The organism is Vicinamibacterales bacterium (assembly GCA_035699745.1).
GTDB lineage: Bacteria > Acidobacteriota > Vicinamibacteria > Vicinamibacterales > 2-12-FULL-66-21 > JAICSD01.
Genome location: DASSPH010000069.1, coordinates 1 through 25,103, shown reverse-complemented (window position 1 = coordinate 25,103; position 25,103 = coordinate 1). Strand labels below are relative to the sequence as shown.

General features: G+C 68.9%; 20 protein-coding genes. 8 read left to right on the top strand and 12 right to left on the bottom strand.

Annotated features, from left to right (window positions below):
• The first annotated feature begins 38 nt into the window (after window positions 1–38).
• From acs to VFK57_15605, 3 genes are read left to right on the top strand one after another with little or no spacing between them, the layout of a single operon-like run.
• Entirely contained in the window at window positions 39–1,985 is a 1,947-nt protein-coding gene (gene acs / locus VFK57_15615) for an acetate--CoA ligase (protein ID HET7697139.1), read from the top strand.
• Between the two features lie 57 nt (window positions 1,986–2,042).
• Window positions 2,043–3,479 carry a hypothetical protein gene (locus tag VFK57_15610; protein ID HET7697138.1) on the top strand — a complete coding sequence of 479 codons (1,437 nt, stop codon included), beginning with the start codon at window positions 2,043–2,045 and terminating at the stop codon, window positions 3,477–3,479.
• Window positions 3,470–4,183, top strand: coding sequence for an ABC transporter ATP-binding protein (locus VFK57_15605; protein ID HET7697137.1), 714 nt, complete (start codon window positions 3,470–3,472; stop codon window positions 4,181–4,183). Before VFK57_15610 ends, VFK57_15605 begins: the two co-directional genes overlap by 10 nt.
• An 18-nt stretch (window positions 4,184–4,201) precedes the next feature.
• Here the strand turns inward: VFK57_15605 and VFK57_15600 are convergent, their stop codons facing one another.
• From VFK57_15600 to VFK57_15585, 4 genes are all read right to left on the bottom strand, one after another.
• The gene (locus tag VFK57_15600) at window positions 4,202–6,523 is read right to left on the bottom strand and encodes an ABC transporter permease (protein HET7697136.1); all 2,322 of its coding nucleotides are present in this window, start codon (window positions 6,521–6,523) and stop codon (window positions 4,202–4,204) included.
• Window positions 6,524–6,602: 79 nt separating this feature from the next.
• The gene (locus VFK57_15595; protein HET7697135.1) at window positions 6,603–7,481 is read right to left on the bottom strand and encodes an ATP-binding cassette domain-containing protein; all 879 of its coding nucleotides are present in this window, start codon (window positions 7,479–7,481) and stop codon (window positions 6,603–6,605) included.
• Window positions 7,481–8,503: an ABC transporter ATP-binding protein gene (locus tag VFK57_15590; GenBank protein HET7697134.1), complete on the bottom strand. Its 1,023-nt coding sequence runs from the start codon at window positions 8,501–8,503 to the stop codon at window positions 7,481–7,483. Before VFK57_15590 ends, VFK57_15595 begins: the two co-directional genes overlap by 1 nt.
• Window positions 8,493–10,028 carry a methylmalonyl-CoA mutase family protein gene (locus VFK57_15585; GenBank protein HET7697133.1) on the bottom strand — a complete coding sequence of 512 codons (1,536 nt, stop codon included), beginning with the start codon at window positions 10,026–10,028 and terminating at the stop codon, window positions 8,493–8,495. Before VFK57_15585 ends, VFK57_15590 begins: the two co-directional genes overlap by 11 nt.
• A 183-nt stretch (window positions 10,029–10,211) precedes the next feature.
• Here VFK57_15585 and VFK57_15580 point away from each other — a divergent pair, with 183 nt between their 5' ends.
• The gene (locus VFK57_15580) at window positions 10,212–10,532 is read left to right on the top strand and encodes a hypothetical protein (GenBank protein HET7697132.1); all 321 of its coding nucleotides are present in this window, start codon (window positions 10,212–10,214) and stop codon (window positions 10,530–10,532) included.
• Between the two features lie 30 nt (window positions 10,533–10,562).
• Here VFK57_15580 and gpmA read toward each other — a convergent pair whose 3' ends face one another.
• Genes gpmA through VFK57_15560 form a run of 4 tightly spaced genes read right to left on the bottom strand, consistent with a single transcriptional unit; the run spans window position 10,563 to window position 14,607 of the window.
• Window positions 10,563–11,309, bottom strand: a complete 747-nt coding sequence (gene gpmA / locus VFK57_15575) for a 2,3-diphosphoglycerate-dependent phosphoglycerate mutase (GenBank protein ID HET7697131.1) — start codon at window positions 11,307–11,309, stop codon at window positions 10,563–10,565.
• A gap of 31 nt (window positions 11,310–11,340) precedes the next feature.
• Window positions 11,341–12,654 carry a phosphopyruvate hydratase gene (eno, locus tag VFK57_15570; protein HET7697130.1) on the bottom strand — a complete coding sequence of 438 codons (1,314 nt, stop codon included), beginning with the start codon at window positions 12,652–12,654 and terminating at the stop codon, window positions 11,341–11,343.
• A gap of 55 nt (window positions 12,655–12,709) precedes the next feature.
• A complete protein-coding gene (glgC, locus tag VFK57_15565; protein HET7697129.1) occupies window positions 12,710–13,972 on the bottom strand; it encodes a glucose-1-phosphate adenylyltransferase in 1,263 nt (420 codons plus the stop codon).
• The gene (locus VFK57_15560) at window positions 13,969–14,607 is read right to left on the bottom strand and encodes a cyclase family protein (protein HET7697128.1); all 639 of its coding nucleotides are present in this window, start codon (window positions 14,605–14,607) and stop codon (window positions 13,969–13,971) included. The genes glgC and VFK57_15560 overlap by 4 nt, the downstream gene beginning before the upstream one ends.
• 107 nt (window positions 14,608–14,714) lie before the next feature.
• Here VFK57_15560 and VFK57_15555 point away from each other — a divergent pair, with 107 nt between their 5' ends.
• The 4 genes from VFK57_15555 to VFK57_15540 all read left to right on the top strand — a co-directional run bounded on the left by VFK57_15555 (window position 14,715) and on the right by VFK57_15540 (window position 22,225).
• Window positions 14,715–15,836, top strand: a complete 1,122-nt coding sequence (locus tag VFK57_15555; GenBank protein ID HET7697127.1) for a hypothetical protein — start codon at window positions 14,715–14,717, stop codon at window positions 15,834–15,836.
• An 11-nt stretch (window positions 15,837–15,847) separates the two neighbouring features.
• Complete coding sequence (locus VFK57_15550; protein HET7697126.1) at window positions 15,848–17,740, top strand: TonB-dependent receptor; 1,893 nt, start codon at window positions 15,848–15,850, stop codon at window positions 17,738–17,740.
• Window positions 17,741–17,912: 172 nt separating this feature from the next.
• The gene (locus VFK57_15545) at window positions 17,913–20,786 is read left to right on the top strand and encodes an ATP-binding protein (protein HET7697125.1); all 2,874 of its coding nucleotides are present in this window, start codon (window positions 17,913–17,915) and stop codon (window positions 20,784–20,786) included.
• Complete coding sequence (locus VFK57_15540; GenBank protein ID HET7697124.1) at window positions 20,783–22,225, top strand: sigma-54 dependent transcriptional regulator; 1,443 nt, start codon at window positions 20,783–20,785, stop codon at window positions 22,223–22,225. The genes VFK57_15545 and VFK57_15540 overlap by 4 nt, the downstream gene beginning before the upstream one ends.
• Before the next feature lie 64 nt (window positions 22,226–22,289).
• On the opposite strand, the gene VFK57_15535 is transcribed toward VFK57_15540, so the two are convergent.
• From VFK57_15535 to VFK57_15520, 4 genes are all read right to left on the bottom strand, one after another.
• Window positions 22,290–22,757 carry a PIN domain-containing protein gene (locus VFK57_15535; GenBank protein ID HET7697123.1) on the bottom strand — a complete coding sequence of 156 codons (468 nt, stop codon included), beginning with the start codon at window positions 22,755–22,757 and terminating at the stop codon, window positions 22,290–22,292.
• Window positions 22,754–23,008, bottom strand: a complete 255-nt coding sequence (locus VFK57_15530; protein ID HET7697122.1) for an AbrB/MazE/SpoVT family DNA-binding domain-containing protein — start codon at window positions 23,006–23,008, stop codon at window positions 22,754–22,756. The genes VFK57_15535 and VFK57_15530 overlap by 4 nt, the downstream gene beginning before the upstream one ends.
• Before the next feature lie 30 nt (window positions 23,009–23,038).
• Window positions 23,039–24,313: a glycosyltransferase family 4 protein gene (locus tag VFK57_15525; protein ID HET7697121.1), complete on the bottom strand. Its 1,275-nt coding sequence runs from the start codon at window positions 24,311–24,313 to the stop codon at window positions 23,039–23,041.
• A gap of 40 nt (window positions 24,314–24,353) precedes the next feature.
• On the bottom strand, window positions 24,354–25,103 hold a 750-nt coding region (locus VFK57_15520; protein HET7697120.1), incomplete at its 5' end, for a glycosyltransferase family 4 protein.

The window sequence follows — 25,103 nt, the reverse complement described above, 5'->3', positions numbered from 1 at the left end:
GCTCACTGCGAACTGCTGATCGCGGACTGCACACACACATGTCAGAGATCGATGCCCTGCTGAAAGAAGACCGCAGCTTCCCGCCCGCCGAGGCGTGGCGGAAGACGGCCAACATCGCCGATCCCGGCGTCTATGCCCGCGCCGCCGCCGACCCCGAGAAGTTCTGGGCCGACTTCGCGCGCGAGCTCGAGTGGATGCAGCCGTGGACGCGCGTGCTCGAGTGGAAGCCGCCCCACGCCAAATGGTTCGTGGGCGGCAAGATCAACGCCAGCGTCAACTGCGTCGACCGGCACGTGCGCGGGCCGCGCCGCAACAAGGCGGCGTTCATCTGGGAAGGGGAGCCGGGCGATCGCCGGACGCTGACCTACTGGGACCTGTACCGGCAGGTCGGCGCGTTCGCGAACGTGCTGAAGTCGCTCGGCGTCAAGCGCGGCGACCGCGTCGCCCTCTACATGCCGCTGATTCCGGAACTGGCGATCGCGATGCTCGCGTGCTCCCGCATCGGCGCGGTCCACAGCGTGGTGTTCGGCGGGTTCAGTTCCGAGTCGCTTCGCGATCGCATCAACGATTCGCAGTGCGTCCTGCTCGTCACCGCCGACGGAGGCTACCGCCGCGGCCACATCGTGCCGTTGAAAGAGATGGCGGATGCGGCGCTGACCGACACGCCGTCGATTCGCAACGTGGTCGTCGTGCAGCGCCAGGCCGGCGCGCCGATTCCGGTGCACATGAAGGAAGGGCGCGATCACTGGTATCACCTGCTCATGCAGGACGCGCCATCGCACTGCGAGCCTGAGGCAATGGACTCGGAGGATCTGCTCTACATCCTCTACACGTCCGGCACCACCGGGAAGCCGAAGGGGATCGTGCACACGACCGGCGGGTATCTCACCGGCACGTACGCCACGGCGAAGTGGGTCTTCGATCTGAAGGAAGACGACGTCTACTGGTGCACCGCCGACATCGGCTGGGTCACCGGGCACAGCTACGTCGTCTACGGTCCGCTCGCCAACGGCGCCACGGTGGTCATGTACGAAGGCGCACCCGACTGGCCGCGCAAGGATCGCTTCTGGGAGATGATCGAGCGCCACGGCGTGACGATCTTCTACACCGCGCCTACGGCGATCCGCGCCTTCATGCGCTGGGGTACGGAGTGGCCGGCCAGGCACGATCTGAGCTCGCTGCGCCTCCTCGGCTCCGTCGGCGAGCCGATCAATCCCGAAGCCTGGATCTGGTACTACCTGAACATCGGCAGAGAACGCTGCCCCGTGGTCGACACGTGGTGGCAGACCGAGACCGGCCAGATCATGATCACGCCGCTTCCCGGCATCACCGCCGCGCGGCCCGGCTCGGCGACGCAGCCGTTTCCCGGCATCAGCGCCGAGATCCGCAGCCAGAGCGGCGAGCGGATCGAGAAGGGCGGCGGTCTCCTGACGCTGACGCGCCCGTGGCCCGCGATGCTGCGCGGCATCTACGGCGATCCGGAGCGCTTCGTGAAGCAGTACTGGAGCCAGTGGAAGGACGGTTCGTATTTCACCGGCGACGGAGCGCGCGTCGACGACGACGGGTTCTTCTGGCTGCTCGGCCGCGTCGACGACGTGCTGAACGTCGCCGGACACCGCCTGGGAACGATGGAGGTCGAGAGCGCGCTGGTGGACGATCCGCGCGTCGCCGAGGCCGCGGTCGTCGGCAGGCCGCACGAGATCAAAGGTCAGGCGGTGGCCGCATTCGTCACGCTGAAGGAAGGCAACGCGCCGTCCGACGCGCTCATGTCGGAGCTGAAGGAGCACGTCGTCAAGAAGATCGGCGCCATCGCACGGCCCGATCAGATCCTGTTCGCCGCTGATCTGCCGAAGACGCGCTCGGGCAAGATCATGCGGCGGCTGCTGCGCGACATCGCCGAAGGCAAGGCGCTCGGCGACACCACCACGCTCGCCGATCCCAACGTCGTCGCGCGGCTGAAGAGCGAGTACGAAGAGAAGGAGTAGCGGCGTGCCGGAGCGGGCGTCGAGGCGGGGCAGAGAGGCGAAGCCGCTCGGATAACTATGGCGGTCATCACCGCGATCGAGTTCGACGGCGATACCTGCGCGATTGCGCGCACCACGGTGCGCCGCGGCGAAGTGACGGTCTCGGCGGCCGAGCTCCTCAATCCGACGTCGTTCCCCGGCACCGACGCGTTCGTGGCGGCGCTGCGCAGGTCGCGCCGCACGCTCGGACTGCCGCGGCGTTCCCGCGTCGTGCTGTGGGGCCTGCCCGAGGGCGCCACTCCGCGCGACCCCGGGGCGGTCGCTGCGCTCGCGCCGCTCATCGCCGCCGGGTTCAGGGTCGAGCGCGTCGTGACTCCCTGCAACGCGCTGGGCGCCCTCGCGCGCCTGAAGCCGGCGCGCCCCGGCGGCGCGGCCTGCTGGGTCGCGATCAACACCGCCGGCGTGGCGATCGTCGCGATCCGTCCCGGCCAGCAGATCTACGCCCGATCGTTCGGGTGGGACTCGAGCGTCGGCGCCACCGGCAGCCAGGCGCGGATGCTGCAGCGCTATTCCCTCGTCGCCTATCTCTCGCCGGAGATCAAGCGGGCGCTGGCGGCGGCGGGCGCGATCGGATCCCCGGTCTCCGCCGTCGTCACGTGCGGCAATCTGCCCGATCTTCGCGCGCTGACGATGCCGCTCATCGAGGAGCTCGACGTGGAGGTCGAGACGCTCGATTCGCTGGACGGACTGCAGATCGGAACCGGCACGCCCGAGCGGCTGACCGAGCTCGCCGCCGCGATCAGGCTGGCCAGCGCCGGGGTGATGGCGCGGCGCTCGCGGCCGTGGGACGACTCGAAGCGAATCGCCGCGCACCGAACGGCCGTGCTGATGCGCGCCGCCGCGCTGGTCGCGCTGCTTGCCGGCGGCGGCGGCGCCTACCTGTGGTTCGCACGGCTGCCGGCCCCGCCAGCCTCATCGTCGTCGGCAGCGGTGCCCGCGGAGGCGCGGAGCGTTCAGACGGCCGCTCCTCGGCCGGCCGACCCGCCGGCCGCGACGTCGGGGAGGGCCGCGCCGCCGCGAACCGATCCGGCGCCGCCGCGACGCGAAGCCCTGCCGCCGCAGGTCGCCCGGCCGACGCCCGCAGCACCCAGGGCCGACCCCGCCCCGCGGTCTCCCGTGGAGCCGCCTCGGCGCGCCGAGTCAACACCCGCGCAGGAGGAGCCGCCGCGCCTGGGAGCCGAGCCGCGCTACCGGCCCGGTGAGCCGGAAGCGCCGCCGCCGGTGGCGAAGGAGCCCCTGCCCAGGGTTACGGCCATCCTGTTCTCGCAGGATCGGCGGTTTGCGACGATCGACGACGGGAGGGTGGTCGGGGTCGGCGACCGCATCGGCGGCCGGGTGGTCGTCGCCATCGACGAGCGGACGGTCACGCTGCGCGAACCATCAGGCGCCCGGGTTCGTATTCGTCTGGACGGGCGCGCCTCGGCCGCACGTAGAATAGGGATCCCATGGGAATGATCACGACGCACGATCTCTGGAAGACCTATGTGATGGGCGACGAGGAGATCCACGCCCTGCGCGGCCTGTCCATCAACATCGAGCGCGGTGAATACGTCGCCATCATGGGTCCCTCCGGATCCGGCAAGTCCACGCTGATGAACCTGATCGGCTGTCTCGACACGCCGACCAAGGGCAGCTACCTGCTGAACGGCAAGGAAGTCGCCGAGATGAACGACGACGACCTGGCGCGGATCAGAAACGAAGAGATCGGGTTCGTGTTCCAGACGTTCAACCTGCTGCCGCGCGCGACGGCGCTGCACAACGTGGAACTGCCGCTGGTCTATGCGGGCGTGTCCGCCAAGGATCGGGTCGAGCGCGCCAGGCAGGCGCTCGAGAAGGTCGAGCTCACGCACCGCGCCAGCCATCGGCCCAACGAGCTTTCGGGCGGGCAGCGGCAGCGCGTCGCGATCGCCCGCGCGCTGGTCAACAATCCATCCATCCTGCTCGCCGACGAGCCGACCGGGAACCTCGACTCCAAGACCGGCGAGGAGATCATGCAGGTGTTCGAGCGGCTTCACGAAAGCGGCAACACCATCATCCTGGTCACGCACGAAGCCGACATTGCCGCGCACGCGCACCGGATCATTTCCGTGCGCGACGGGCAGGTGGAGAAGGACGTCACTCGCGCGGAACTCCCCGCCGCGGCCCCAAGCCACGCGTGAGCAGGGCCTGACCCGCGGTTACGTCCGGCGCAGCACCGCCGCCGGATCGAGGCGGACGATCCGGCAAGTCGCCAGCGCGCAGGCGGCCGCCGAAACGGCGGCGGAAACGATCAGCGCCCCAATCCACAGCGCCGGCACGATCGCATTGAGAGCGGCAAGCTCCTCGAACAGCGCGCGCGTCCCGGCCATCGCGAACACCAGTCCCGTCCCAATCGCCGCGGCGATCAGCTTCGCCTCGCGCGCGAGCACCATGCGCAGCACCCGCGCCGGCGTCGCGCCCACGGCCAGCCGGATGCCGAACTCGCGGGTCCTCTGCGCGACCGACTGATTGACCACGGCAAACACGCCGCTGGCCGCAAGGATCAGCGTCAGGATCGCGAACGACGCGAGCAGCCGGGTGATCATGAACCCGCCCTGGCTCTGTCGCGCCCTGTCCTGCGCTTCGTCGCCAAGAACGACCGGGCGGAGCGGGCGCGCGCCGTGCAGCGGACCCGCCGCGCTCGCGATCGTCCGCAGCATGGCGTGGGCGTCGCCGTTGACGCGCGCGAGCACGACCCCTTCCGCGGGCGCCGTCCCGTACGGCGCGTACACTTCGGGCGGCGAGAAGACCGCGGCTTTCGACAGCGCGCCGTAGTCGATGGCATCGCGGCAGATGCCGATGACGACGCTCGGCGGCCCGCCGCCGAGTCTCACGCGCATGCCCAGTGCGTCCCCTTGCGGCGCGAGCTTCGCCGCCGCGCTCTCGCTCAGCACCAGCACGCCGTCGAGGGCGCCCAGCTCCGATCGGTCGAACGCGCGGCCGCGGACGATCGGTACGCCGAGCGTGTCGAAGAAATCAGCGCCGACCGTCACCCGCGACATCACGACCGGCGCCGCGCCGTCCGCCACCGCTCGAACCGGCGAACGGCCGCCGATCATTCCTGAAGACGTGCCGACCCGCGCCACGCCGGGAATCGCGGCGATTCGCGCCGCGACGGCGGGCACGTCGGAGCCCGGCACGCGAACGGCGACGACCTGGTCCGCCGGAAACGTGAACCTGATGGCGCGGATCTGCGCGAAGAGCGTGAACAGCATCGCCGTCCACACGAGCAGACCGACGCCGGCAGCGACCTCGGCAAAGACCACCGCGTCGCGCGCGCCGTATCCGGCGATGTGCACGCGGTGCGCCGGCGGAACGCCGTTCATGGCCGCCGCGACGTCGCGGCGGGACAACCGGACGGCGGGCACAGTTCCGAACAGGAGACAGGCGGCCGCGCTGACGGCGAGCGCGATCGGCAGCAGGTCGGGAACGGTCGGCAGACGTGCAACCAGTTCGGGCTGGACGACCGCCAGCGAGCGGCCAATCAGCCGCAGCATCACCGCCGCGAAGGCGGTGCCGAGCGCGCCGCTGACGGCGGCGAGCACCAGGTGTTCGGTGAAGAGCTGCGCGACGATCCGTCCGCGCGTCGCGCCGAGCGCGCGGCGCACCGCGAGCTCCGCATCGCGGGCGAGGCCGCGCGCCAGCAGCAGGCACGCCGCGTTGACGCACGCAATCACCAGCACGAGCAGCGCCGGCCCAAGAGCCCCGGCGTACGCGTTCAGCGCCCGGGAGCGCACGTCGCTGGCAACCGGGATCGCATGCCAGACCCACGACCCGGGCGCGCGCGAGAGCGCCGCGAGTTCGGCTTCCGCCGCCGCCCACGTGACGCCGTCGCGCAATCGCGCGTATACGGTGACGATCGCCGGCGTGTTCCGCCCGGCTCGGGCGAGCGGCAGCCACACGTCGGCGCCGATCCCGACGAACGGATAGACGAACCCGGCAGGCATGACGCCCACCACGGCGCGGGGCACACCGTCGACGCTGATCACGGCGTTCGACAGATCGGCGCCGTGCAGGTGCCGCCGCCAGAGACCGTCGCTGACGACGGCGACCGCCCGGTCGCCGTCGAGGTCAGCAGGGGAGAAGACACGGCCGCGCGCCGGCGCCACACCCATCGCGGTGAAGAACGCGGGCGACACGTGGCCGGCAACGATCGGCAGGACGTCGGGCCCGCCGCCAAGCGTCGCATCCTGGGCGGAGTAGGCGCCGATGGCGGAAAAGGATGCCGCCGTCGAAAGGGAGCTGTCGAACTCGGTGAGCGCGACCGGCGAGCGCTCGACGCCAATCGCGCGATTGGCCGCATAGACGCGCCCGAGCCGGTCGAGCGCCGGGACGCCCGGCAGCTCGCCGAGCAGCAGACGGACGACGGCGTACAGGGCCGTCGTGGTCCCGATGCCGACCGCGAGCGTCAGGACCGCGGCGATCGCGCCGCCGCGCCAGCGCCCGAGCGCGCGTGCCGCGAAACGGAACTCGGACAACATATTTGTCGCCTGGAGCCGGGATTCTCCCGGGGATCGGTCTGCCAGGGCACGTTGGGTGCCAGGCATGGAATTCCGCCGCTCAAACCGCGGCCAGGTGCCCCGAACTGATCTCCCGCAGGGGTGCCGTCCTGTCGAACGAGTCCGGATCCAGCACGATCCGCTGCCGCGGCGCCTCGGGGTCCGGCACCGGAATCGCCGACAGCAGCGCCCGTGTGTACGGGTGCTGCGGAGCGCTGAACAGCTTGGCGGTTTCTCCCATCTCGACGATCCGCCCGAGATACATCACCGCCGTGCGGGTGCAGATGTGCTCGACCAGGCGCAGGTCGTGCGCGATGAACAGGTAGGTCAGCCCGAGCCGCTGCTGCAGCTCCATCAGCAGGTTCACGACCTGCGCCTGGACCGAGACGTCCAGCGCCGACACCGGCTCGTCGGCGACGACGAGCGAGGGGTTGAGCGCCAGCGCCCGCGCCAGACCGATGCGCTGCCGCTGGCCGCCGCTGAACTCGTGCGGGTAGCGCTCGAGATGATCCGGATTCAGGCCGACCAGCGCGAACAGCTCCTTCACCCGCGCGCGGCGCTCGTCCCGGGATCCGAGCTTGTGGATGATCAGCGGCTCCTCGACGATGTCGGCGACGCGCATCCGCGGGTTGAGCGACGAGTACGGATCCTGAAACACGATCTGCATGTCGCGGCGGGCGCGGCGCAGATCCGCCCGCGAGAGCGCCAGCACGTCGCGTCCGTCGAACAGCACCTGCCCCGCCGTGGGCTCGATGAGCCGGAGAATGCAGCGTCCCGTCGTCGTCTTGCCGCTGCCGGATTCTCCGACCAGCCCGAAGGTCTCACCCTTCTCGATCGCGAAGCTGACGTCGTCGACCGCGCGCACCGCGGCGGCCTTGCCGAACAGCCCTTTCCTGCGGGTGAACTCCTTGGTGAGGTGCCGGACCTCGAGCAGCGGCATCAGCGCTTCACCTCGGGAAGGATCTCCGGATCGACGGCTGGCGAATACAGATAACAGCGAGCGGTCGCGGCGGGGCTTCCGCCTTCAGGCGGAAGGATCGCCGTCATTCCCGGCACTGCCTTGTCGCAGGGCTCGAAGCGAAACGCGCACCGCGGCGCGAACGCGCACCCGGGCGGCAGCTTCCCAAGAGGCGGTACCGTCCCCTGGATGGCCTGCAATTTCGATCCTCGCGCCCCGCCGGGGATCGATCCGAGCAAGCCGCGCGTGTAGGGGTGGCGCGGATCGCTGAACAACCGCCTGACCGGCGCCTCTTCGACGATCCGTCCCGCATACATCACCGCCACCCGGTCCGCCATCTCGGCGACGACGCCGAGGTCGTGGGTGATGAGAAGAACCGACAGGCGGAAGCGCGACTTCAGGTCGCGCAGCAGATCGAGGATCTGCGCCTGGATGGTGACGTCGAGCGCCGTCGTCGGTTCGTCCGCGATGAGGAGCGTCGGATTGCATGCCAGCGCCAGCGCGATCAGCGCGCGCTGCCGGAGGCCGCCGGAGAGCTGGTGCGGATAGTCGCGCACGCGCCGCTGGGGCTCCGGCACGCTGACGGCGTCGAGCAGTTCCACCGCCCGCTGCTGCGCCTGCCTGCCGCGGGCGAGGCCGTGGACCGCCAGCGTCTCCTCGATCTGATTGCCGATCGTGAAGACCGGGTTCAGGGCGGTCATCGGCTCCTGAAAGACCAGGCCGATCCCGGCGCCGCGGACCTTCTGCATCCCGCGTTCGTCGAGCTGAAGCAGATCGCGCCCCTTGAAGAGAATCTTTCCGGCGGCGATTCGCCCCGGAGGCTGGACCAGCCGCATGATCGACAGCGCGGTCACCGACTTGCCGCTGCCGGACTCGCCGACGAGGCACAAGGTCTCACCGGAGGCGACGTGGAAGCTCACGTCGTTCACCGCCGCGGCCGGACCGGCGGCGAGATCGAAGACGGTCGTCAGGTGCCCGACGCTGAGCAGGGGCTCATCCGACATCGGACTCCCTGTGCTCGCCGAACACGGCGCGCATCGCGTCGGAGATCTCGCCGACCGTGGCGTGAGCCTCCACGGCGCGGATGATCGGCGGCACCAGATTGTCGGTGCCGCGGGCGGCGGCGGTCACTGCGTCGAGCGCGGCGCGCCACGCCGCCCGATCCCGTCCCGCGCGCACGCGCTGCAAGCGCTCGATCTGCCGCGTCTCGATCTCGGGATCGATCCGCAGCGTTTCGATGCGAGGCTGCTGGTGGCTTCCGCCGCCAGGCCGACGATCGTCATCGGCAAAGCGGTTCACGCCGACGACGACCGTGTCGCCGGAATCGACGCGCTGCTGGGCGAGGTAGGCCGCGTCCTGGATCTCCCGCTGGATGACGCCGCCTTCGATCGCCGCCAGCGTTCCCCCGAGACGATCGATGCGCTCGAGGATCGCCGCCGCTTCGCGCTCGATGCGGTCGGTGAGCGCTTCGATGGCGCCCGAGCCGCCGACCGGGTCGACGGTGTTGACCACGCCGCTCTCGAACGCGATGACCTGCTGCGTGCGCAGCGCGATGCGGGCGGACTCCTCGGTCGGCAGCGCCAGCGCTTCGTCGCGGCCGTTGCAGTGCAGCGACTGCGTCCCGCCGAGCACGGCGGCGAGCGCCTGGAGCGCCACCCGGACGATGTTGTTATCGGGCTGCTGCGCGGTCAGCGTGCTGCCGGCCGTCTGGGTGTGGAATCGAAGCTGCTGCGCGCGCGGGTTGGTCGCCCCGAAGCGGTCGCGCATGATGGTCGCCCACAGCCGGCGGGCGGCGCGGTACTTCGCCACCTCCTCGAGGAAGTCGTTGTGCGCGTTGAAGAAGAACGACAGCCGCTGCCCCAGCCGGTTGACGTCGAGCCCGGCGTCCACCGCCGCCTGCACGTAGGCAATCGCGTTGGCGAAGGTGAACGCGACCTCCTGCACCGCGGTGGAGCCCGCCTCGCGGATGTGATACCCGCTGATCGAAATGGTGTTCCAGTTCGGCAGCTCGCGATCGCAGAAGGCGAAGACGTCGGTCACGATCCGCAGCGACGCCCGCGGCGGGTAGATGTAGGTGCCGCGCGCCACGTATTCCTTGAGGATGTCGTTCTGGATCGTTCCGGAGAGCCCGCGCCGGACGTTGTCGGCGAGCCCCTGGCGCCGCGCCACCGCCATGTACAGCGCCAGCAGCACGATCGCGGTCGCATTGATCGTCATCGAGGTGGAGACGCTGCCGAGCGGGATGCCGGCGAACAGCTCCTCCATGTCGGCGAGCGAATCGATGGCGACGCCGACCCGCCCCACCTCCCCACGGGCGAGCGGGTGGTCGGAGTCGTAGCCCATCTGGGTGGGCAGGTCGAAGGCGACGCTCAGGCCGCTGACCCCCTGGCTGAGCAGGTAGTGGTACCGGCGGTTGGACTCGGCCGCGGTCCCGAACCCGGCATATTGCCGCATGGTCCAGAGCCGGCCGCGGTACATCGTCGGCTGGATGCCGCGGGTAAAGGGGAAAGCGCCCGGGAGTTCATCCATTGACACGATTGCACCATGAGTTTACAATGTTCCCAGCGTTTCCCACGCCCCAAACCCTTCATATGATTAACTTTGGCGCTCGGACACTGCCGCCATTCCCACAGGCCGGCGTCGTCCGCGGCATGCCCCGGTTTCCCAGCCCCGGCGGCTCGCTCAACCCGCTGAACGTTGAGGAGGTCTCGAATGGATGACGTCGTGAACCGAATGGCCAAAGAGCTGTCCGACGCCATTGCTGCCGCGGTCGCGGAGGATGCCCGGGTGGAGGCGTGCCGCGAGCGTGCACGCGCTGCGGGATTCGAGATGCGCGTCTCGCTCGAAGCGGTCATCGGTTTCGTCAATCGCACCCAGCCCGGCGCCATGGCGCGGGCCGCGGCGGCGGTTCCGCAGCAGAAAGCGCTGCCGGCGGCGCAGCGCCGCCAGTTCGAAATCAGCGCCAACGACAAGCGCTTCTTGAGATCGCTGCGGATCGCGTCTGACGAAACTCAGGAGAAGGAAGTCGAGTAGGCGCGCGAGTCAGATCCGGCTCGACGCGCCCTATTTCTTCGCGCCCTGATTCGCCACCGCCGCGGCCGCCCTGGCCGCTGCCTCGGGATCGCCCAGGTAGTAGTGGCGAATCGGCGCGAGCTGGTCGTCCAGCTCGTAAACGAGCGGTATCCCCGTCGGGATGTTCAACTCGACGATGTCGGTGTCGCCGACGTTGTCGAGATACTTGACCAGCGCCCGCAGGCTGTTGCCGTGCGCGGTGATCAACACGCGTCTGCCGCGCTTGATCGCCGGGGCGATGCTGTCGTGCCAGTAGGGCAGGAACCGCGCGACGGTGTCTTTCAGCGATTCGGACCCGGGGATCTCTCCCGGCGCGAGATCGGCGTAGCGCGGATCCCGCCCGGCGTAGCGCTCGTCGTCCGGCGGCATCACCGGCGGCGGGATGTCGTAGCTGCGCCGCCAGATCTTCACCTGATCTTCGCCGTGCTTCGCCGCCGTTTCCGCCTTGTTCAACCCCTGCAGGGCGCCGTAGTGCCGCTCGTTCAGGCGCCAGTGCTTGACCACCGGAATCCAGAGCAGCCCCATCTCGTCGAGCGCGATGCCGAGCGTCTTGATGGCGCGGGTGAGCACCGAGGTGAACGCCAGGTCGAACGTGAATCCCGCCTCTTTCATCAGGCGGCCGGCTTCCTTCGCTTCGGCGCGTCCCTTGTCGGAGAGGTCGACGTCCTTCCAGCCGGTGAACCGGTTCTCGCGGTTCCACTCGCTTTCGCCGTGTCGTAACAGAACGATCTTGTGCATCGGGTGACAGGTAATCGGGTGATCGGGTGATCTATGCGTTCGCGAGCTGGCGGATCGCGGAGCGGCCGCCGTAGCGGGCTGCGCTGCCGAGCTCCTCTTCGATGCGCAGGAGCTGGTTGTATTTTGCGACGCGGTCGGTGCGGCTCGCCGAGCCGGTCTTGATCTGCCCGGCGCCCGTGGCGACCGCGAGATCGGCGATGGTCGTGTCTTCCGTCTCACCCGAGCGGTGCGAGATGACGCTGGTGTAGCCGGCGTCGCGCGCCATCGAGACCGCGTCGAGCGTTTCGGTCACCGTGCCGATCTGGTTCAGCTTCACCAGGATCGAATTGGCGACGTGCTCCTTGATGCCCCGCGCGAGAATCTCCGGGTTGGTGACGAACAGATCGTCGCCGACGATCTGGATCCGGCGGCCGAGCGCGCTGGTGATCGTCTTCCAGCCGTCCCAGTCCGATTCCCCGAGCCCGTCCTCGATCGACACGATCGGATACTGCCGGACCCAGTCCTCGTACATCCTGACCATCTCGTCGGCCGTCCGGGTGGGCTCGCCCGACTTCTTGAACTCGTATCGCCGGCCGTCCTCGACCCACAGCTCGCTGGCCGCGACGTCGAGCGCCAGGAACACGTTCTCGCCCGCCCGGTATCCGGCCTGCGCGACCGCCTCGAGCACGACGTCGATCGCTTCGCGGTTCGACTTCAGGCTCGGCGCGAATCCGCCCTCGTCGCCGACGCCGGTCGAATAGCCCTTCTTCTTCAGGATGCCGCGGAGCGTGTGAAAGATCTCGGCCCCGGTGCGCAGCCCTTCGGCGAACGATCCCGCGCCGATCGGCATGACCATGAATTCCTGGATGTCGACGCTGCTGTCGGCATGTGCGCCGCCGTTCAGGATGTTCATCATCGGCACCGGCAGCAGCGCGCCGCGCGCGTCGGACTTCTTCTCGTAGAGCCGCGCGAGGTGCACGTGCAGCGGCACGCTGGACGCGTTCGCCGACGCCCGGGCCAGCGCCATCGACACGCCGAGCAGGGCGTTGGCGCCGAGGCGCCCCTTGTTCGCCGTTCCGTCGAGCGCGATCATCTGCGCGTCGATCGCCCGCTGGTCGGCCGTCTTGCCGGCGAGCGCCTTGGCCAGCTCGCCGTTCACGTTCGCGACCGCCTTCGACACCCCTTTGCCGAGGTAGCGCTTCTTGTCGCCGTCCCGCAGCTCCAGCGCCTCACGCACGCCCGTCGACGCGCCGGACGGCACCGCCGCCCTGCCCGTGACCTTCCCGTCCAACGTGACCTCGACCTCGACCGTCGGATTACCCCGCGAGTCGAGAATCTCCCTGCCGTGTACGCGCGTTATCTGCATCTACACTCCGCCCCGGATTTCCAGATTTCCAGGTTTCCAAATTTCCAAATCCGCCTCACCGCGCATCGAACTCCGCTTCGTTGCGCAGCGCGTGCTCGCTGATCGTACCGATGAGCGGCTCATCGTCCTTGGTCACCACGACGATGCCGCGTTCGGTGACGGTGTGGCGGCGGCGATCTTCCGCTTCGTTGTAGCCGATCAGCGCGCCGCGGGGGATGAAGACGTCGCGATCGACGATGACCTTGCGCAGATGGGCGTGGCGCCCGATCCGCACGCCCGGCATCAGGATGCTCTCCTCGACCCGGCAGAAGCTGTGCACCCGCACGTTCGGGCACAGCACGCTGCCGCGGATCATGCTCCCCGAGATGATGCACCCCGCCGAGATCAGCGAGTCGAGCGCCTGGCCGGAGCGCCGCCCTTCGTCGGCGAAGACGAACTTCGCCGGCGGCGCCTGCACCTGGTGCGTGCGCACCGGCCACTCGGGATCGTACAGGTTGAACTCCGGGTTCACCCGGCACAGATCCATGTTCGCTTCGTAGTAGGCGTCGAGCGTGCCGATGTCGCGCCAGTACTTCGACGCCTTCTTGTTCTCGTCCGTGAAGCGGTAGGCGTAGACCGGCACCTTGGTGATGAGCGACGGGATGATGTCCTTGCCGAAGTCGTGGCTCGAGGCGCTGCGCGCGTCGTCCTCGAGCGCCGGCAGCAGGATGTTGATGTCGAAGATGTAGATCCCCATCGACGCCAGGTGCTGCTGGTGCGGCGGCAGGTGGCGCGGCTTCTCGAGGAATCCGGTCAGCCGATCCTCGTGGTCGACCTGCAGAATGCCGAAGCGGTGCGCGTCCTCCGACGCCACGTCGATCACGGCGAGCGTCGCCGCCGCCTTGCGATCGAGATGGAAGCGCAGCATCCGCGAGTAGTCCATCTTGTAGACGTGATCGCCCGACAGCACGATCAGATGGCGCGGACCTTCGCGCAGGATCGAATAGAGGTTCTGATAGACCGCGTCCGCCGTGCCCTGATACCAGTGCTCGCCGACGCGCTTCTGCGGGTGCAGCACCTCGATGAACTCGCCGAGCTCGTCGGCCACGACGCTCCAGCCGAAACGCAGGTGGCGGGTGAGCGACAGCGACTTGTACTGCAGCGCGATGAAGATCTTGCGCAGCCCCGAGTTCAGACAGTTGCTGAGCGTGAAGTCGATGATGCGGTAGGGACCGCCGAAATAGACCGCCGGCTTCGCCCGATCCTTGGTCAGCGGCGACAGCCGCTCGCCGACGCCGCCGGCGAGCACCATCACCACCGCCTCGTCGAGCACGCTCATCGTTTGAGGACGACCCGGGCGGGGGCGCCGTCGCCGTTCGCGATGCGCAGCGGCAGGCAGTACATCTCGTACTGCCCCGCCTCGGCCTCGGACAGGTTCAGCCCTTCGATGATGACGACGTCGTTGCCGAGCAGCGCCTTGTGGGCGGGCGCTCCCGCCTTCTTGAACTGCTCGACCGAGAGGTAGTCGACACCGACGACCTTCACCCCCTGGCCGACGAGGAACTTCGCGCCGCCTTCGGTCAGATACGTGTAGTCGGTGTGAAAGCCGTCGGTCGTGTTCCAGAGCGCGGAGTTCGGCGTGCGCAGCAGCACGCGGATGTCCTCGCGGAGGCCCGCTTCGGCGAGATGCGCTTCGGTGATGCCCCCGCGGTGCGGCAGATCGATGACGCGCGCGCGCCCCACGAGCAGCTCGAGCGGCATGGCGTCCACGCCCGGGCGGCCGTCGAAGAAGTGCAGCGGCGCGTCGACATGGGTGCCGGTGTGCGTGCCCATGACCAGACGCGAGTTGTTCGAGCCGTGGCCGTCGGCAATCTTGTGCACCGGCGTGATCTCGAACTCCGGATTGCCGGGGTAGGTGGCGAGGCCGGGCGCAAGCAGCACGCTCACGTCCACGAGGCGCGGCGGGCGCGGCATAGACCGGGCATCTTATCAGAGCCACAAGTCCTTTTGACTCCCACCTGTTACGAGCTTATGATCCATGGGTTGAGGAGCAATCGATGGCGCTGAGGGTTCCCCGGGGTGTGGTCGGCCGCGTTTTGACGGCGGCGGTGGTCATTGGCACAGGGGCGCTCCCGGCGCTCGGTCAACCTCGTCAGGCTCCCGGCAACCAGAAACCGGATCCCGCCGCTCAGGCGCAGGCCCAGGCGCAGCAGCAGGAGATTCAGTCCCTCGTGCGCCTCGCCGACACGGCGATGAGCGGAGCGCAGGCGCCGGCCGAGTTCCCGATTCAGTTCCAGAACGATTTCCTCAAGGCGCAGGGCAACCGCGTCTGGGTGCCGATCACCCTCACGCTGGATCCGGCCAAGGTGGCGAGCGGTCCGCTCACGCTGTATCTGCGCGTGGTCCCGCGCGGCACGACGACGCCGCCGGCGCCAACGGCCCCTGCCAACCCGAAGGACCGGGACAAGGACAAAGACAAGAACAAGCCGGCTGCCGCCGCGGCCGGGCCGGCGTATCCCTATGAAGACGTGTCCTTCATGGATGTGAAGGCGGCGGGGCCGGGTCAGCCGATCCGGATTTACCGCGGCATCGGCGTGCCGGCCGGCAGCTACGATCTCTACATCGTCCTGCACGAGCGCGCCGCTGCGGCGCCGTCCACTGCGTCAGCGGCGGCCGCACCGGCCGGCGGCAAGACGTCGGTGCTGAAGCAGCCGCTCGACGTGCCGAACTACGCCAACGGCGAGCTCGCCACCAGCTCGGTGATCCTCGCCGAACGCGTCGATCAGCTCCCGGCGCCGATTACCCCGGATCAGCAGTCCGAGAAGCCGTATGCCTTCGGCCAGACCGAAATCGTCGTGTCGCCGGAGCGGAAATTCAAGAAATCGCAGGAGCTGATCGTCCTGCTGCAGATCTACAACCCGATGCTGACGCCCGAGAAGAAATTCAATCTCGAGGCGACCTACACCTTCTATCGCCAGGACGGCGGGACGGAGAAGCGGTTCAACAGCACCGAGCCGCAGACGTTCAGCGCCGAGACGATGGGCGCCGGGTTCGACCCGTCCGGCAACAGCAGCATCCAGGCGGGGCAGGGCGTCCCGCTGCAGAGTTTCCCCGAAGGCACGTACCGGCTCGAAATCAAGATCACCGACAAGCTCAGCGCCAAGACCCTGACGCAGAACGTGAATTTCACCGTGACGCCGTAGGAGGACATCCAATGGCACGCCTGACCGGGCTTTTCGCGGCGGCGGCGATCGTCGGGGCGACGGTGGGGCCGGCGCACGCACAGTCACGGATTCCCGCGACCCCGCTGCGTGCCAGCGTCCAGGGGCAGCAGGCGCGGCTCATGCTCGGCAGCATTCAGGGGACCGTCATCGACGACCGCGGCGGGCCGGTGGCGGGCGCGATGGTCTCGGCGCTGGGCGCCGCCACCCTCATGGCGACGACCGACGCGCGCGGCCGCTTCGTCATCCAGCCGCTGCCCTCGGGCGAGTATCAGCTGCGGGTGCATCGCGCCGGGTTCGTCTCGACGCGCCGCGACCGCGTCCGCGTCAACGCCGCCGCGGCAGACGTGGACAAGATCCAGATGCGCCGCGCGGACGACGCCCCGCTGGCGGCGCGGACGATTCTCGCCGCGGGGATGTCGGTCCCGTCCGGCGAGAATCCCGTCCCCGACGACGACAATCATTCCGAGACGGCGTGGCGGCTGCGCCACATCAAGCGCAGCGTGTTGAAACAGGAGAGCGGCGTCGTCTCGATCGCCGACGCGGCACGCACCAGCGGGTTCGACGGCGATCCGGCCGGATCGATTTTCGGGCGCGCGCTCGACAGCGCCGCGACCATGGCCGCGACGTTCTTCACCGCGACCCCGTTCTCCGGCGAAGTCAACTTCCTGACCACGTCGGCGTTCGGACCGGGTCCGCTGCTGTTCAGCGAGTTCGTGCCGCGCGGGGTCGCCTACATGTCGATCGGCGCGCCCGCCGCGGCGGGCCGCTGGGACGTGCGGGCGTCGATGAGCCAGTCGGACGTCTCGGCGTGGATCGTCGCGGGGTCGTTCTCGTCGCGCATCGCCACGTCGCACGATTCCGCGTTCGGCGTGTCGTACAGCACGCAGCAGTACACCCACCCGCGGCGGGCGCTGCTGTCCGGGGCCGCCCCGGTGAACGACGAGTCGCGCAACGTCGGCGAGATCTACGGGCGCGATCGCTGGACGGTGTCGCCGACGCTGGCCCTCGAATACGGCGCGCGCTACGCCCGCTACGACTACCTCCGCCAGCGGTCGCTGCTCAGCCCCCGTCTGGGGCTGACGCTCACGCCGTACCGCCATACGTTCGTGACCGCGACCGCCGGTCAGCGGATGGTCGCGCCGGGCGCCGAGGAGTTCCTCGCGCCGGCCACCGTCGGGCCGTGGCTGCCGCCCGAGCGCACGTTCGCGCCGCTCGAAGGAGAAGACCTGCGCGTCGAGCGCGTGCGGTTCGTCGACGTCGGCATCGCGCACGAGTTCAGCGGCGCGTTCGTCATCGGCGTGCGCCGCTTCGAGCAGCGCGTCAACGGCCAGGTCGCGACGCTCTTCGGCCTGCCGATCAACGGCGGTCCGAAGTCTCCCGGACACTACTTCGTCGCCAACGCCGGGGGGCTCGAGGCGGAAGGCTGGGGCGTACGCTGGAGCAGCACGCCGGCGCAGAAGATCCGCGGCTCGGTCGATTACAGCGTCACCCGGACGCAGTGGATCGCGCGCGGCGACATGGCCGCGATCGCGATGTGGGCGCCGGCCGCGATCCGTCCGCGGCAGGAAGACATCCACGACGTGACCACGTCGCTCGAAACGGAGCTGCCGCACACCGCGACGCGCGTGTTCGTGCTCTACAAGGTGAACAACGCGTTCGCGCGCGGCAACGATCCGACGCGTCCGTCCCTCGACTACCGGTTCGACGTCCAGGTCAACCAGGCGCTGCCGTTCATGCCGTTCAGCAACGCCGCGCGCTGGGAAGTGCTCGTGGGGCTTCGCAATCTGTTCCGCGATCCGAACGACGCCGGATCGATCTACGACGAGCTGCTCGTCGTCCGGCCGCCGAAGCGGATGGTCGGCGGCGTCCTGATCCGGTTCTAGACAGTCCCCGCTCCAACAATTTGGATGCGTTGTTCCACGGCGTTGGAATCGGCGCCGCCGGTGCCTCTGCGCCGTGATATAAATGGCTGAAAACAAAGGGTTTCGATGCTGATTCTGCGGCCGGGTGCGGGGTATGCCGTTTGCTAGGTCGGGGTGGATACACCCTGTACGCATGATCCGCACGGGCACCAGCCTCATCGTCGCCGCCCTGCTCCTCCTCGCCGGGCTGAACGTCGCCCAGCGATGGACGTGGCGGGAGCTCGAAGACGGCGTCCTCTGGAAGATGGGACCCGGGGGGGAGGTCGTGGCGGCCGAAGTCGCCGCCGGGACCGCCGCGGCGCGCGCCGGCGTCGAGCAGGGGGACGTGCTGCTGATGGTCGACGGGCAGATCGTCGAGCGCGTCGAGGACGTGGTGTCGCGGCTGCACGAGGCGGCGGCCGGCGACCGGCTGCGCTACACGATCCTGCGGATGCGGGCGCAGCAGCACGCCGAGATCGACGTCGCGCCCGTCCCGTCGGGTCCGTTCGGGCTCTATCTGTCGCTGGCCGCGGTCGGCATCTTCTCGCTTCTCGTCGGCGCGTCGGTGCGTCTGCGCCGGCCGGATCATCAGGCGACGCTGCACTTCTTCTGGCTCACCGTCGCCTTCTTCGGCGTCATGGCGTTCTCGTTCACGGGCAAGCTCGATCCGCTCGACTGGACGTTCTACTGGGGGGACATCACGGCGCAACTGCTGCTGCCGCCGCTGTTCCTGCATTTCGCGCTGGTCTTCCCGGATCGGCCCGACGCGTGGGTGCGCAGCGATACCGGGCGGACGCTGGTGCCCGCGATCTATCTGCCCGCGCTGCTGCTGGGGGCGGTGTCGGTGGCCGGCGTCGTCAACGGCGCGCGTCACGGCGAGGTGCTGACGCGTGTCGCCGGCCTGGTGCAGGCCGCCCAGTTGGTCTACCTGGCGGTGAGCCTGATCGCCGGGCTGGCGATCATGGTGCGGGCGCTGCGCCGCGTCCGATCGGTGACCGCCCGCCGCCAGCTGCGATGGATCGTGTGGGGCACCGCGCTCGGCTCGGTGCCGTTCGTTCTCGGCTATGCGCTGCCGTTCGCGTTCGGCCTGCCGCCGATCAGGGGGTTCGAGCTGACCGCGCTGCTGCTCGGCCTGATCCCGCTCGCCTTTGCCTCCGCCATCGTGCGCTACCGGCTGATGGACGTCGAGGTGATCATCAAGCGCGCGCTGGTCTACGCGGCGGCGCTCGCCGCCATCGCGGCGATCTACGCGGTGCTGCTGCGGATGGCCGGGGCGGTGTTCCTGCGCGACGCCGATCAGCGCAGCAACCCGGTCATCGCGCTGCTCGCGACGTTCGTCGTCGTGCTCCTGTCGCGGCCGGTCAAGAACGCGATCCAGACCGGGCTCGATCGGGTGTACTACCGCGATCGCTACGACTACCGGCGCGCGCTGGTCGGATTCGCGCGCGATCTCAACAGCGACCTGGATCTGCAGCGGCTCAGCGAGCGTCTGGTCAACCGGGTCACCGAAACGCTGGTGGTCGATCGCATGGCGCTGATGCTGGCGCCGGTTTCCGCGGCGGCCGGCGATTTCGTCACCATCGCGCACGCCGGCTTCGCCGACGGGCCGCCGCCGCTGCAGGCGGGCTCCGAGGTGGCGACGCGGTTGTTCTCGGGGCACACGCTCGCGCTCGACGACACGTTCGCGCTGCGCCGGCTCGACCCGCACGAAGTGGATTTCTGGCGCCACGCCGGAATCCACTACTTCGTTCCCTGCGTCTCAAAGGAGGGAACGATCGCGGTGATGGCCCTGGGACGGAAGCTCGCGCCGCCGCAGGCGGTCTCGCCGAAGCCCCGCAGGGGCGAAGGCGGCGAGCCGTTGAGCAGCGAAGACATGGCGCTGCTGTCGGCGGTGGCGGCGCAGGCGGCGACGGCGCTGGAGAACGGCCGTCTGTACCGGCAGCTGCGAACCAAGGCGGACGAGCTCGAGCGGATGCGGCAGTTCAGCGAGAACATCCTCGAATCGCTGAACGACGGCCTGGCGGTGCTCGACCGCAACGGCTGCGTGATCCGCTGGAACCGCCAGATGGAAGAGCTCTACGGCGTGCGCCACGAAGCGGCGGTCGGCCAGCCGCTCGATGCGCTGCTCGATTCCTCGCTGGTCGCCATGATCCGCGGCGCGTCGCGCGAGGGCGCGGCGTATTACCGGATCCCGATGTCGACGCGTCACGATCCGCCGCGCCGCCTCCTGGTCAACGTCGGGGCGACGCCGCTCCGTGATTCCGCCGCCGAGATCGTCGGCACCATCGTCATCATCGAAGACATCTCGACCCGCGTGCAGCTCGAAGAGCAGCTGCAGATCTCGGACAAGATGGCGTCGATCGGCCTGCTCGCCGCCGGCGTCGCTCACGAGGTCAACACGCCGCTCACCGGCATCTCCAGCTACACGCAGATGCTGCTGCAGCAGGCGCCGGCCGACGATCCGTCGACCAAGGTGCTCGAGAAGATCGAGCGCCAGACGTTCCGCGCCGCCAAGATCGTCAACGGCCTGCTCAACCTCGCCCGTCCGGCGCAGGTCGACAGCGGCCCGTGCGACATCAACGCGGTGATCAACGACGTGCTGTCGCTGCTCGAGCACCAGTTCCGCACCGGCAGCATCCAGGTGCGCAAGGAGCTGGCCGCGGCGGCGCCGATCGTCCAGGGCATCGAGCACAAGCTCCAGCAGGTGTTCCTCAACCTGTTCCTCAACGCCCGCGACGCCATGCCCAAGGGCGGCTGGCTGACGATCGTGACGCGGCAGGAGCGCAACGGCGCCGTCGTCGAGATCGCCGATACCGGATCCGGCATTCCCGCCGACCAGCTGTCGCGCATCTACGATCCGTTCTTCACCACCAAGGCCATCGGCAAGGGGACCGGGCTCGGGCTCTCGATCACCTACGGCATCGTCCAGGAACACGGCGGCCACATCACCTGCGACAGTCAGCTCGGGCAGGGGACGCGCTTCACGATTCACCTGCCGCTCGCCGGGGCGGTCCGCAAGGCGCGATGAGCACCATCCTGGTGATCGACGACGAGGAGATCATGCGCGAGATCCTCGAGACGCTGCTGACCCGCGAGGGGTATCAGGTGCGCTGCGCGTCGACCGCCGGCGAGGGGCTCGACCTGCTGCGCTCGATGCCGTTCGACGCGGCGATCGTCGACGTCATGCTGCCCGGGATGGACGGCGTCACCGCGCTCGACGAGATCCGCAAGCTGGACGACGACCTGCCGGTGCTGATGATCACCGCGTTCGCCTCGGTCGAGAATGCGATCGCGGCGATGAAGCGCGGCGCCTACGACTACATCAGCAAGCCGTTCAAGAACGACGAGGTGCTCGCCGTCCTGCGCAACGCCCTCGCCCAGCGGCGCCTGGTGGCGGAGAACCGGGCGCTGCGGCAGAACCTGCAGGCGCACGCCAACCGCTTCGGCGACATCATCGGCAAGAGCCCGCGGATGCGCGCGGTGTTCGACCTGATCATCCAGGCGGCGCCGAGCCGGACCACCATCCTGATCAACGGCGAGAGCGGCACCGGCAAGGAGCTGGTGGCGCGGTCGCTTCATCAGAATTCCTCGCGCTCGGACCGGGCGTTCATCACCGTGAACAGCGGCAACCTGCCGCCCGACCTGCTCGAGTCGAACCTGTTCGGCCACGTCAAAGGGGCGTTCACCGGCGCCGTCTACCCGAAGAAGGGGCTCTTCGAGCTCGCCGACAAGGGCACCATCTTCTTCGACGAAATCGGCAACATTCCGCTCGAGACCCAGGCGAAGCTGCTGCGCGTCATCCAGGAGCGGGAGTTCATGCGGCTCGGCGGGGTCGAGAACATCAAGGTGGACGTGCGGATCATCGCCGCCACCAACGTCGACCTCCACAAGATGATGCAGGAGGGGAAGTTCCGCGAGGACCTCTATTACCGCCTGCACGTCATCACCGTGGAGCTGCCGGCGCTGCGCGATCGCAAGGACGACATTCCGCTCCTGGTGCAGCACTTCATCGACAAGTACGGGCAGGAGAACAACAAGCCCGGGCTGGAGATCACGCCCGAGGCGCTCGACCTGCTGATCGACTACGACTGGCCCGGCAACGTCCGCGAGCTCGAGAACGTGATCGAGCGCGCCACCGTGCTCTCCACCGGATCCCGCATCGACGCGGATTTGATCCCGGACAACGTCCGCAGCAGCCGGCGCTTCCACATGCCGCAGTTCGTGGTGCCGCCCGAAGGGATCTCCTACCGGGACGCCGAGGCGTCGTTCCAGCGCGGACTGATCGAATCGGCGCTCGAGGCCGCCGGCGGCGTGCAGAAGCGCGCCGCCGAGCTGCTGCAGATCAAGCCGACGACGCTGAACGAGATGATCAAGCGGCACGATATCCGCCCGCGCCGCCGCAAGGCGGGCAACGGCTCGCGCGCCACCGAAGACGACACCGACGCCGAGCACGAAACCGTCGCCTGACGGCTGCCGCGTACAGCTTCCGGCTGACGGCTTTCCGCTGACCGCTGCCGGTGCCAGGTGCTGGCTAGCGGTGCTTCTTCCGGCCGGCGAGAAACTCTGTCGGCGTCTCGACGCGGATGCCGTGACGCAGCGCGGCGAGAAAATGGCGGCGGTTGTCGGTGACGATGACATCTGCCTGTGCCGCGCGCGCGACGCCGGCGGTGTGCGCGTCGTAGATGCGGCCGCCGGCGATCGCGTCGTGCGCCGCCGCGCGCAGCAGCGGCGCACGATGGCCCGCGGGCAGATCGTGCACGCTCATGCGCGCGAAGATCTCCTCCTCGACGAGGCGGGCGGCGTCGCCCGGCGACAATCTGAACTCCGCCGGCAGCCGCGTGGACACCGAGAAGAACTCGAGGCAGCAGTGCCAGGCGGTCGCCGCAGGCCCGATCGTCCGTTCCGCCACACCATGCATCAGTGAATGCGCCGGCGCGCTCTGCGGGCCGAGATCGATCAGTCCCGCGACCAGCACGCTGGTATCCAGGAACACGCTCACGGCCAGCGGTTCCGCTCGTCCTCGATCAGCGCCGCGATATCGACCGCCGGCCGTTCGTCGGCGCCGACCGTCGGTCGCGCCACGAGGCGCTTGCCAATCCGGACCAGCTTCGGGCCAGCGGCCACCCGCTCGATCCGGATGCCGGCCTCGTCCGCAGTGACTTCCAGGGCGGTGCCGGGAGTCAGCCCCGCACGACCGCGGATCGGCGCCGGAATGACCACGCGTCCTGCCTTGTCGATGGTAGTGCGCATGGCATTACATTACCGGCTACCGGCTACCGGTCACCGTCCGCGCAGCTTCGCGAACATCCGCTCGTATTTCGAGATGATCACGTCCCAGCGGTAGTTCTTGCGCACGTAGGCGCGTCCGTTGCGCCCCATCGCGGCGCGCAGCCGGTGATCCGCCACGAGCAGCTTCATCGCTTCGACGAACTCGTCGCGATCCGCGTAGTAGAGTCCGGCGTTGCTCTTCTGGCAGTGCTCGACGAGGACCTCGCTGCGCGCGTTGGCCAGCACGGGAGTGCCGACCGCGAACGCCTCCAGCGCGAGGAGCGACAGGCTCTCGTACGGGGACGGCACGACGACGACCGTCGCGGCTTCCAGCGCCTGCAGCCGCTCGTTGTCGGGCAGACGGCCGGCAAAGTGGATGAAGGGCTCCTCGGGCAGCGGCATGAGCTTGACGCCCATCAGCACGAGCGAGGCGTCGCCCCCTTCCTGCACGTAGGTGCTGAAGTACTCGATCAGCTCCTCGCAGCCCTTGCCCGGATCGATCCGGCCGCCGTAGAGCGCGAGCGGGCCGTGCAGGCGGTGACGCCGCTTGAAGAGCACGCCGCGGCCGGCGAGGTGCGGCCGCCAGGACGGAGAGCGCTCGTCATCGGGCACGTTCTCGGGCTCGGGCTCGTCCTTGAGGTCCTCGTCCGGCTTGTCGTGCTGGTAGATCTGCGCCTGTGACAGGTCCACGCCGCAGCCGACGGTTTCCTCTTCAATCGCCCGCATCGAGAAGTGCGTCGTCAGAAAGCGGCGCTCGACATCGGTATTGAACGCGACGCCGGCCGGGGCGGCGAACAGCTCCTTGTAGATCTCGAGATGGATCGCGGGCTCGTCGTGCGCCGTCGGCACCAGGATCGACTTGTGCGGTGCGACCCGGGCGCCGAGCACCGTCGGCGCGTACAGGTAGGTGAAGAAGATCAGGATGTCGTACTGCTGATGGTTGCGCTCCAGATAGTCCTGCAGCGCCGGACACCACGGCCCCTGCTGGCGCAGCCACTCCATCTCGTCGTCGCGCGTGTGCGCGGAGGTGAAGATCCATTCCGAGTAGCGGTTGAAGGCGTCGATGTCCCGGGTCCGCGCGTTGGCGAACCGCCGCACCGTCACGCCGCGGATGCGGTCGGTGCCTTCGGCATACTCGTTCTTCCAGGTGATGTAGTCCTGCGCGCACGTGGTCAGCACTTCGACCTGGTGCTTCGGCGCGAGGCGCTCGGCGATCAGGCGGCAATGGTATTCGGATCCGCCCAGGATCTCCGTTCCGTAGCGCTGCACGATGAACGCGATCTTCATCTTCTTCCGAGGCTCGCGCGGTTCGCTTCGCTTCGCTCGCTCACAGCTGCTCCAATACCTCAACCAGCCTGTTCTGAATTGTGTCGGGCGCGAAATCCGCGAGACGGCGGCGCTGCCCGTCGAGCACGCGGCCGCGGACCTCGCGATCGTATACGACGCTGCCGATCAGTTCAGCGGCCACCTCGAGATCCTTGGGGGCGAACAGCAGGCCCGCCCCGCCGAGCGTTTCCGGCACCGCGCCGGCGGCGTAGGCCACGATCGGCACGTCCGCCGCCATCGCTTCGACGAGCGGCACGCAGAAGCCTTCGTGCTCGCTCAGCGACACGTAGACGTCCGACCAGCGGTAGAACGCCGCCAGATCCTCGTCGGGCACCGGCCCGGTGAACCAGAAACGGTCCGGCAGCATCTCGTACTGCTCGATCAGCGCCCGCACCTGCGCGTAGTAGCGCGGCACGCCGTCGTAGCGCCCGACGAAGATGAACCGGTAGTAGCTGTCGACGTAGCGCTTGTACATCTCCGCCAGGCGAACGTGGTCTTCGATCCGCTTGTTGGGGACGATGCGGCCGACGAAGAGGATGTTGATCAGCCCGTCGGCGAGGATCCGCTCCAGCGCCGGCCGGCGCGGCGCCCCGGTGATGCGCTCCGTGTTCACCGCGATCGGCATCACCCCCGTGCGTTCGAAGCCGAGCGCTTCCAGTTCCTGCCGGTTGAAGTCGGAATCCCCCAGCGCCAGATCGACGCGTCCGGCGAGCGTCGCCAGCTCCTGGCGGCCCAGCGCCGCGAGGCGGAA

Bases quoted from the DNA above. Each gene is read 5' to 3' on its own strand.
- VFK57_15525 (HET7697121.1), bottom strand. From the start codon at position 24,313: ATGAAGATCGCGTTCATCGTGCAGCGCTACGGAACGGAGATCCTGGGC.
- gpmA (HET7697131.1), bottom strand. From the start codon at position 11,309: ATGCACAAGATCGTTCTGTTACGACACGGCGAAAGCGAGTGGAACCGC.
- VFK57_15595 (HET7697135.1), bottom strand. From the start codon at position 7,481: ATGCCGCTGCTCGAGGTCCGGCACCTCACCAAGGAGTTCACCCGCAGG.
- glgC (HET7697129.1), bottom strand. From the start codon at position 13,972: ATGAGCGTGCTCGACGAGGCGGTGGTGATGGTGCTCGCCGGCGGCGTC.
- eno (HET7697130.1), bottom strand. From the start codon at position 12,654: ATGCAGATAACGCGCGTACACGGCAGGGAGATTCTCGACTCGCGGGGT.
- VFK57_15585 (HET7697133.1), bottom strand. From the start codon at position 10,028: ATGGATGAACTCCCGGGCGCTTTCCCCTTTACCCGCGGCATCCAGCCG.
- VFK57_15600 (HET7697136.1), bottom strand. From the start codon at position 6,523: ATGTTGTCCGAGTTCCGTTTCGCGGCACGCGCGCTCGGGCGCTGGCGC.
- VFK57_15550 (HET7697126.1), top strand. From the start codon at position 15,848: ATGGCACGCCTGACCGGGCTTTTCGCGGCGGCGGCGATCGTCGGGGCG.
- VFK57_15540 (HET7697124.1), top strand. From the start codon at position 20,783: ATGAGCACCATCCTGGTGATCGACGACGAGGAGATCATGCGCGAGATC.
- VFK57_15545 (HET7697125.1), top strand. From the start codon at position 17,913: ATGATCCGCACGGGCACCAGCCTCATCGTCGCCGCCCTGCTCCTCCTC.
- VFK57_15560 (HET7697128.1), bottom strand. From the start codon at position 14,607: ATGCCGCGCCCGCCGCGCCTCGTGGACGTGAGCGTGCTGCTTGCGCCC.
- acs (HET7697139.1), top strand. From the start codon at position 39: ATGTCAGAGATCGATGCCCTGCTGAAAGAAGACCGCAGCTTCCCGCCC.
- VFK57_15580 (HET7697132.1), top strand. From the start codon at position 10,212: ATGGATGACGTCGTGAACCGAATGGCCAAAGAGCTGTCCGACGCCATT.
- VFK57_15605 (HET7697137.1), top strand. From the start codon at position 3,470: ATGGGAATGATCACGACGCACGATCTCTGGAAGACCTATGTGATGGGC.
- VFK57_15530 (HET7697122.1), bottom strand. From the start codon at position 23,008: ATGCGCACTACCATCGACAAGGCAGGACGCGTGGTCATTCCGGCGCCG.
- VFK57_15610 (HET7697138.1), top strand. From the start codon at position 2,043: ATGGCGGTCATCACCGCGATCGAGTTCGACGGCGATACCTGCGCGATT.
- VFK57_15590 (HET7697134.1), bottom strand. From the start codon at position 8,503: ATGTCGGATGAGCCCCTGCTCAGCGTCGGGCACCTGACGACCGTCTTC.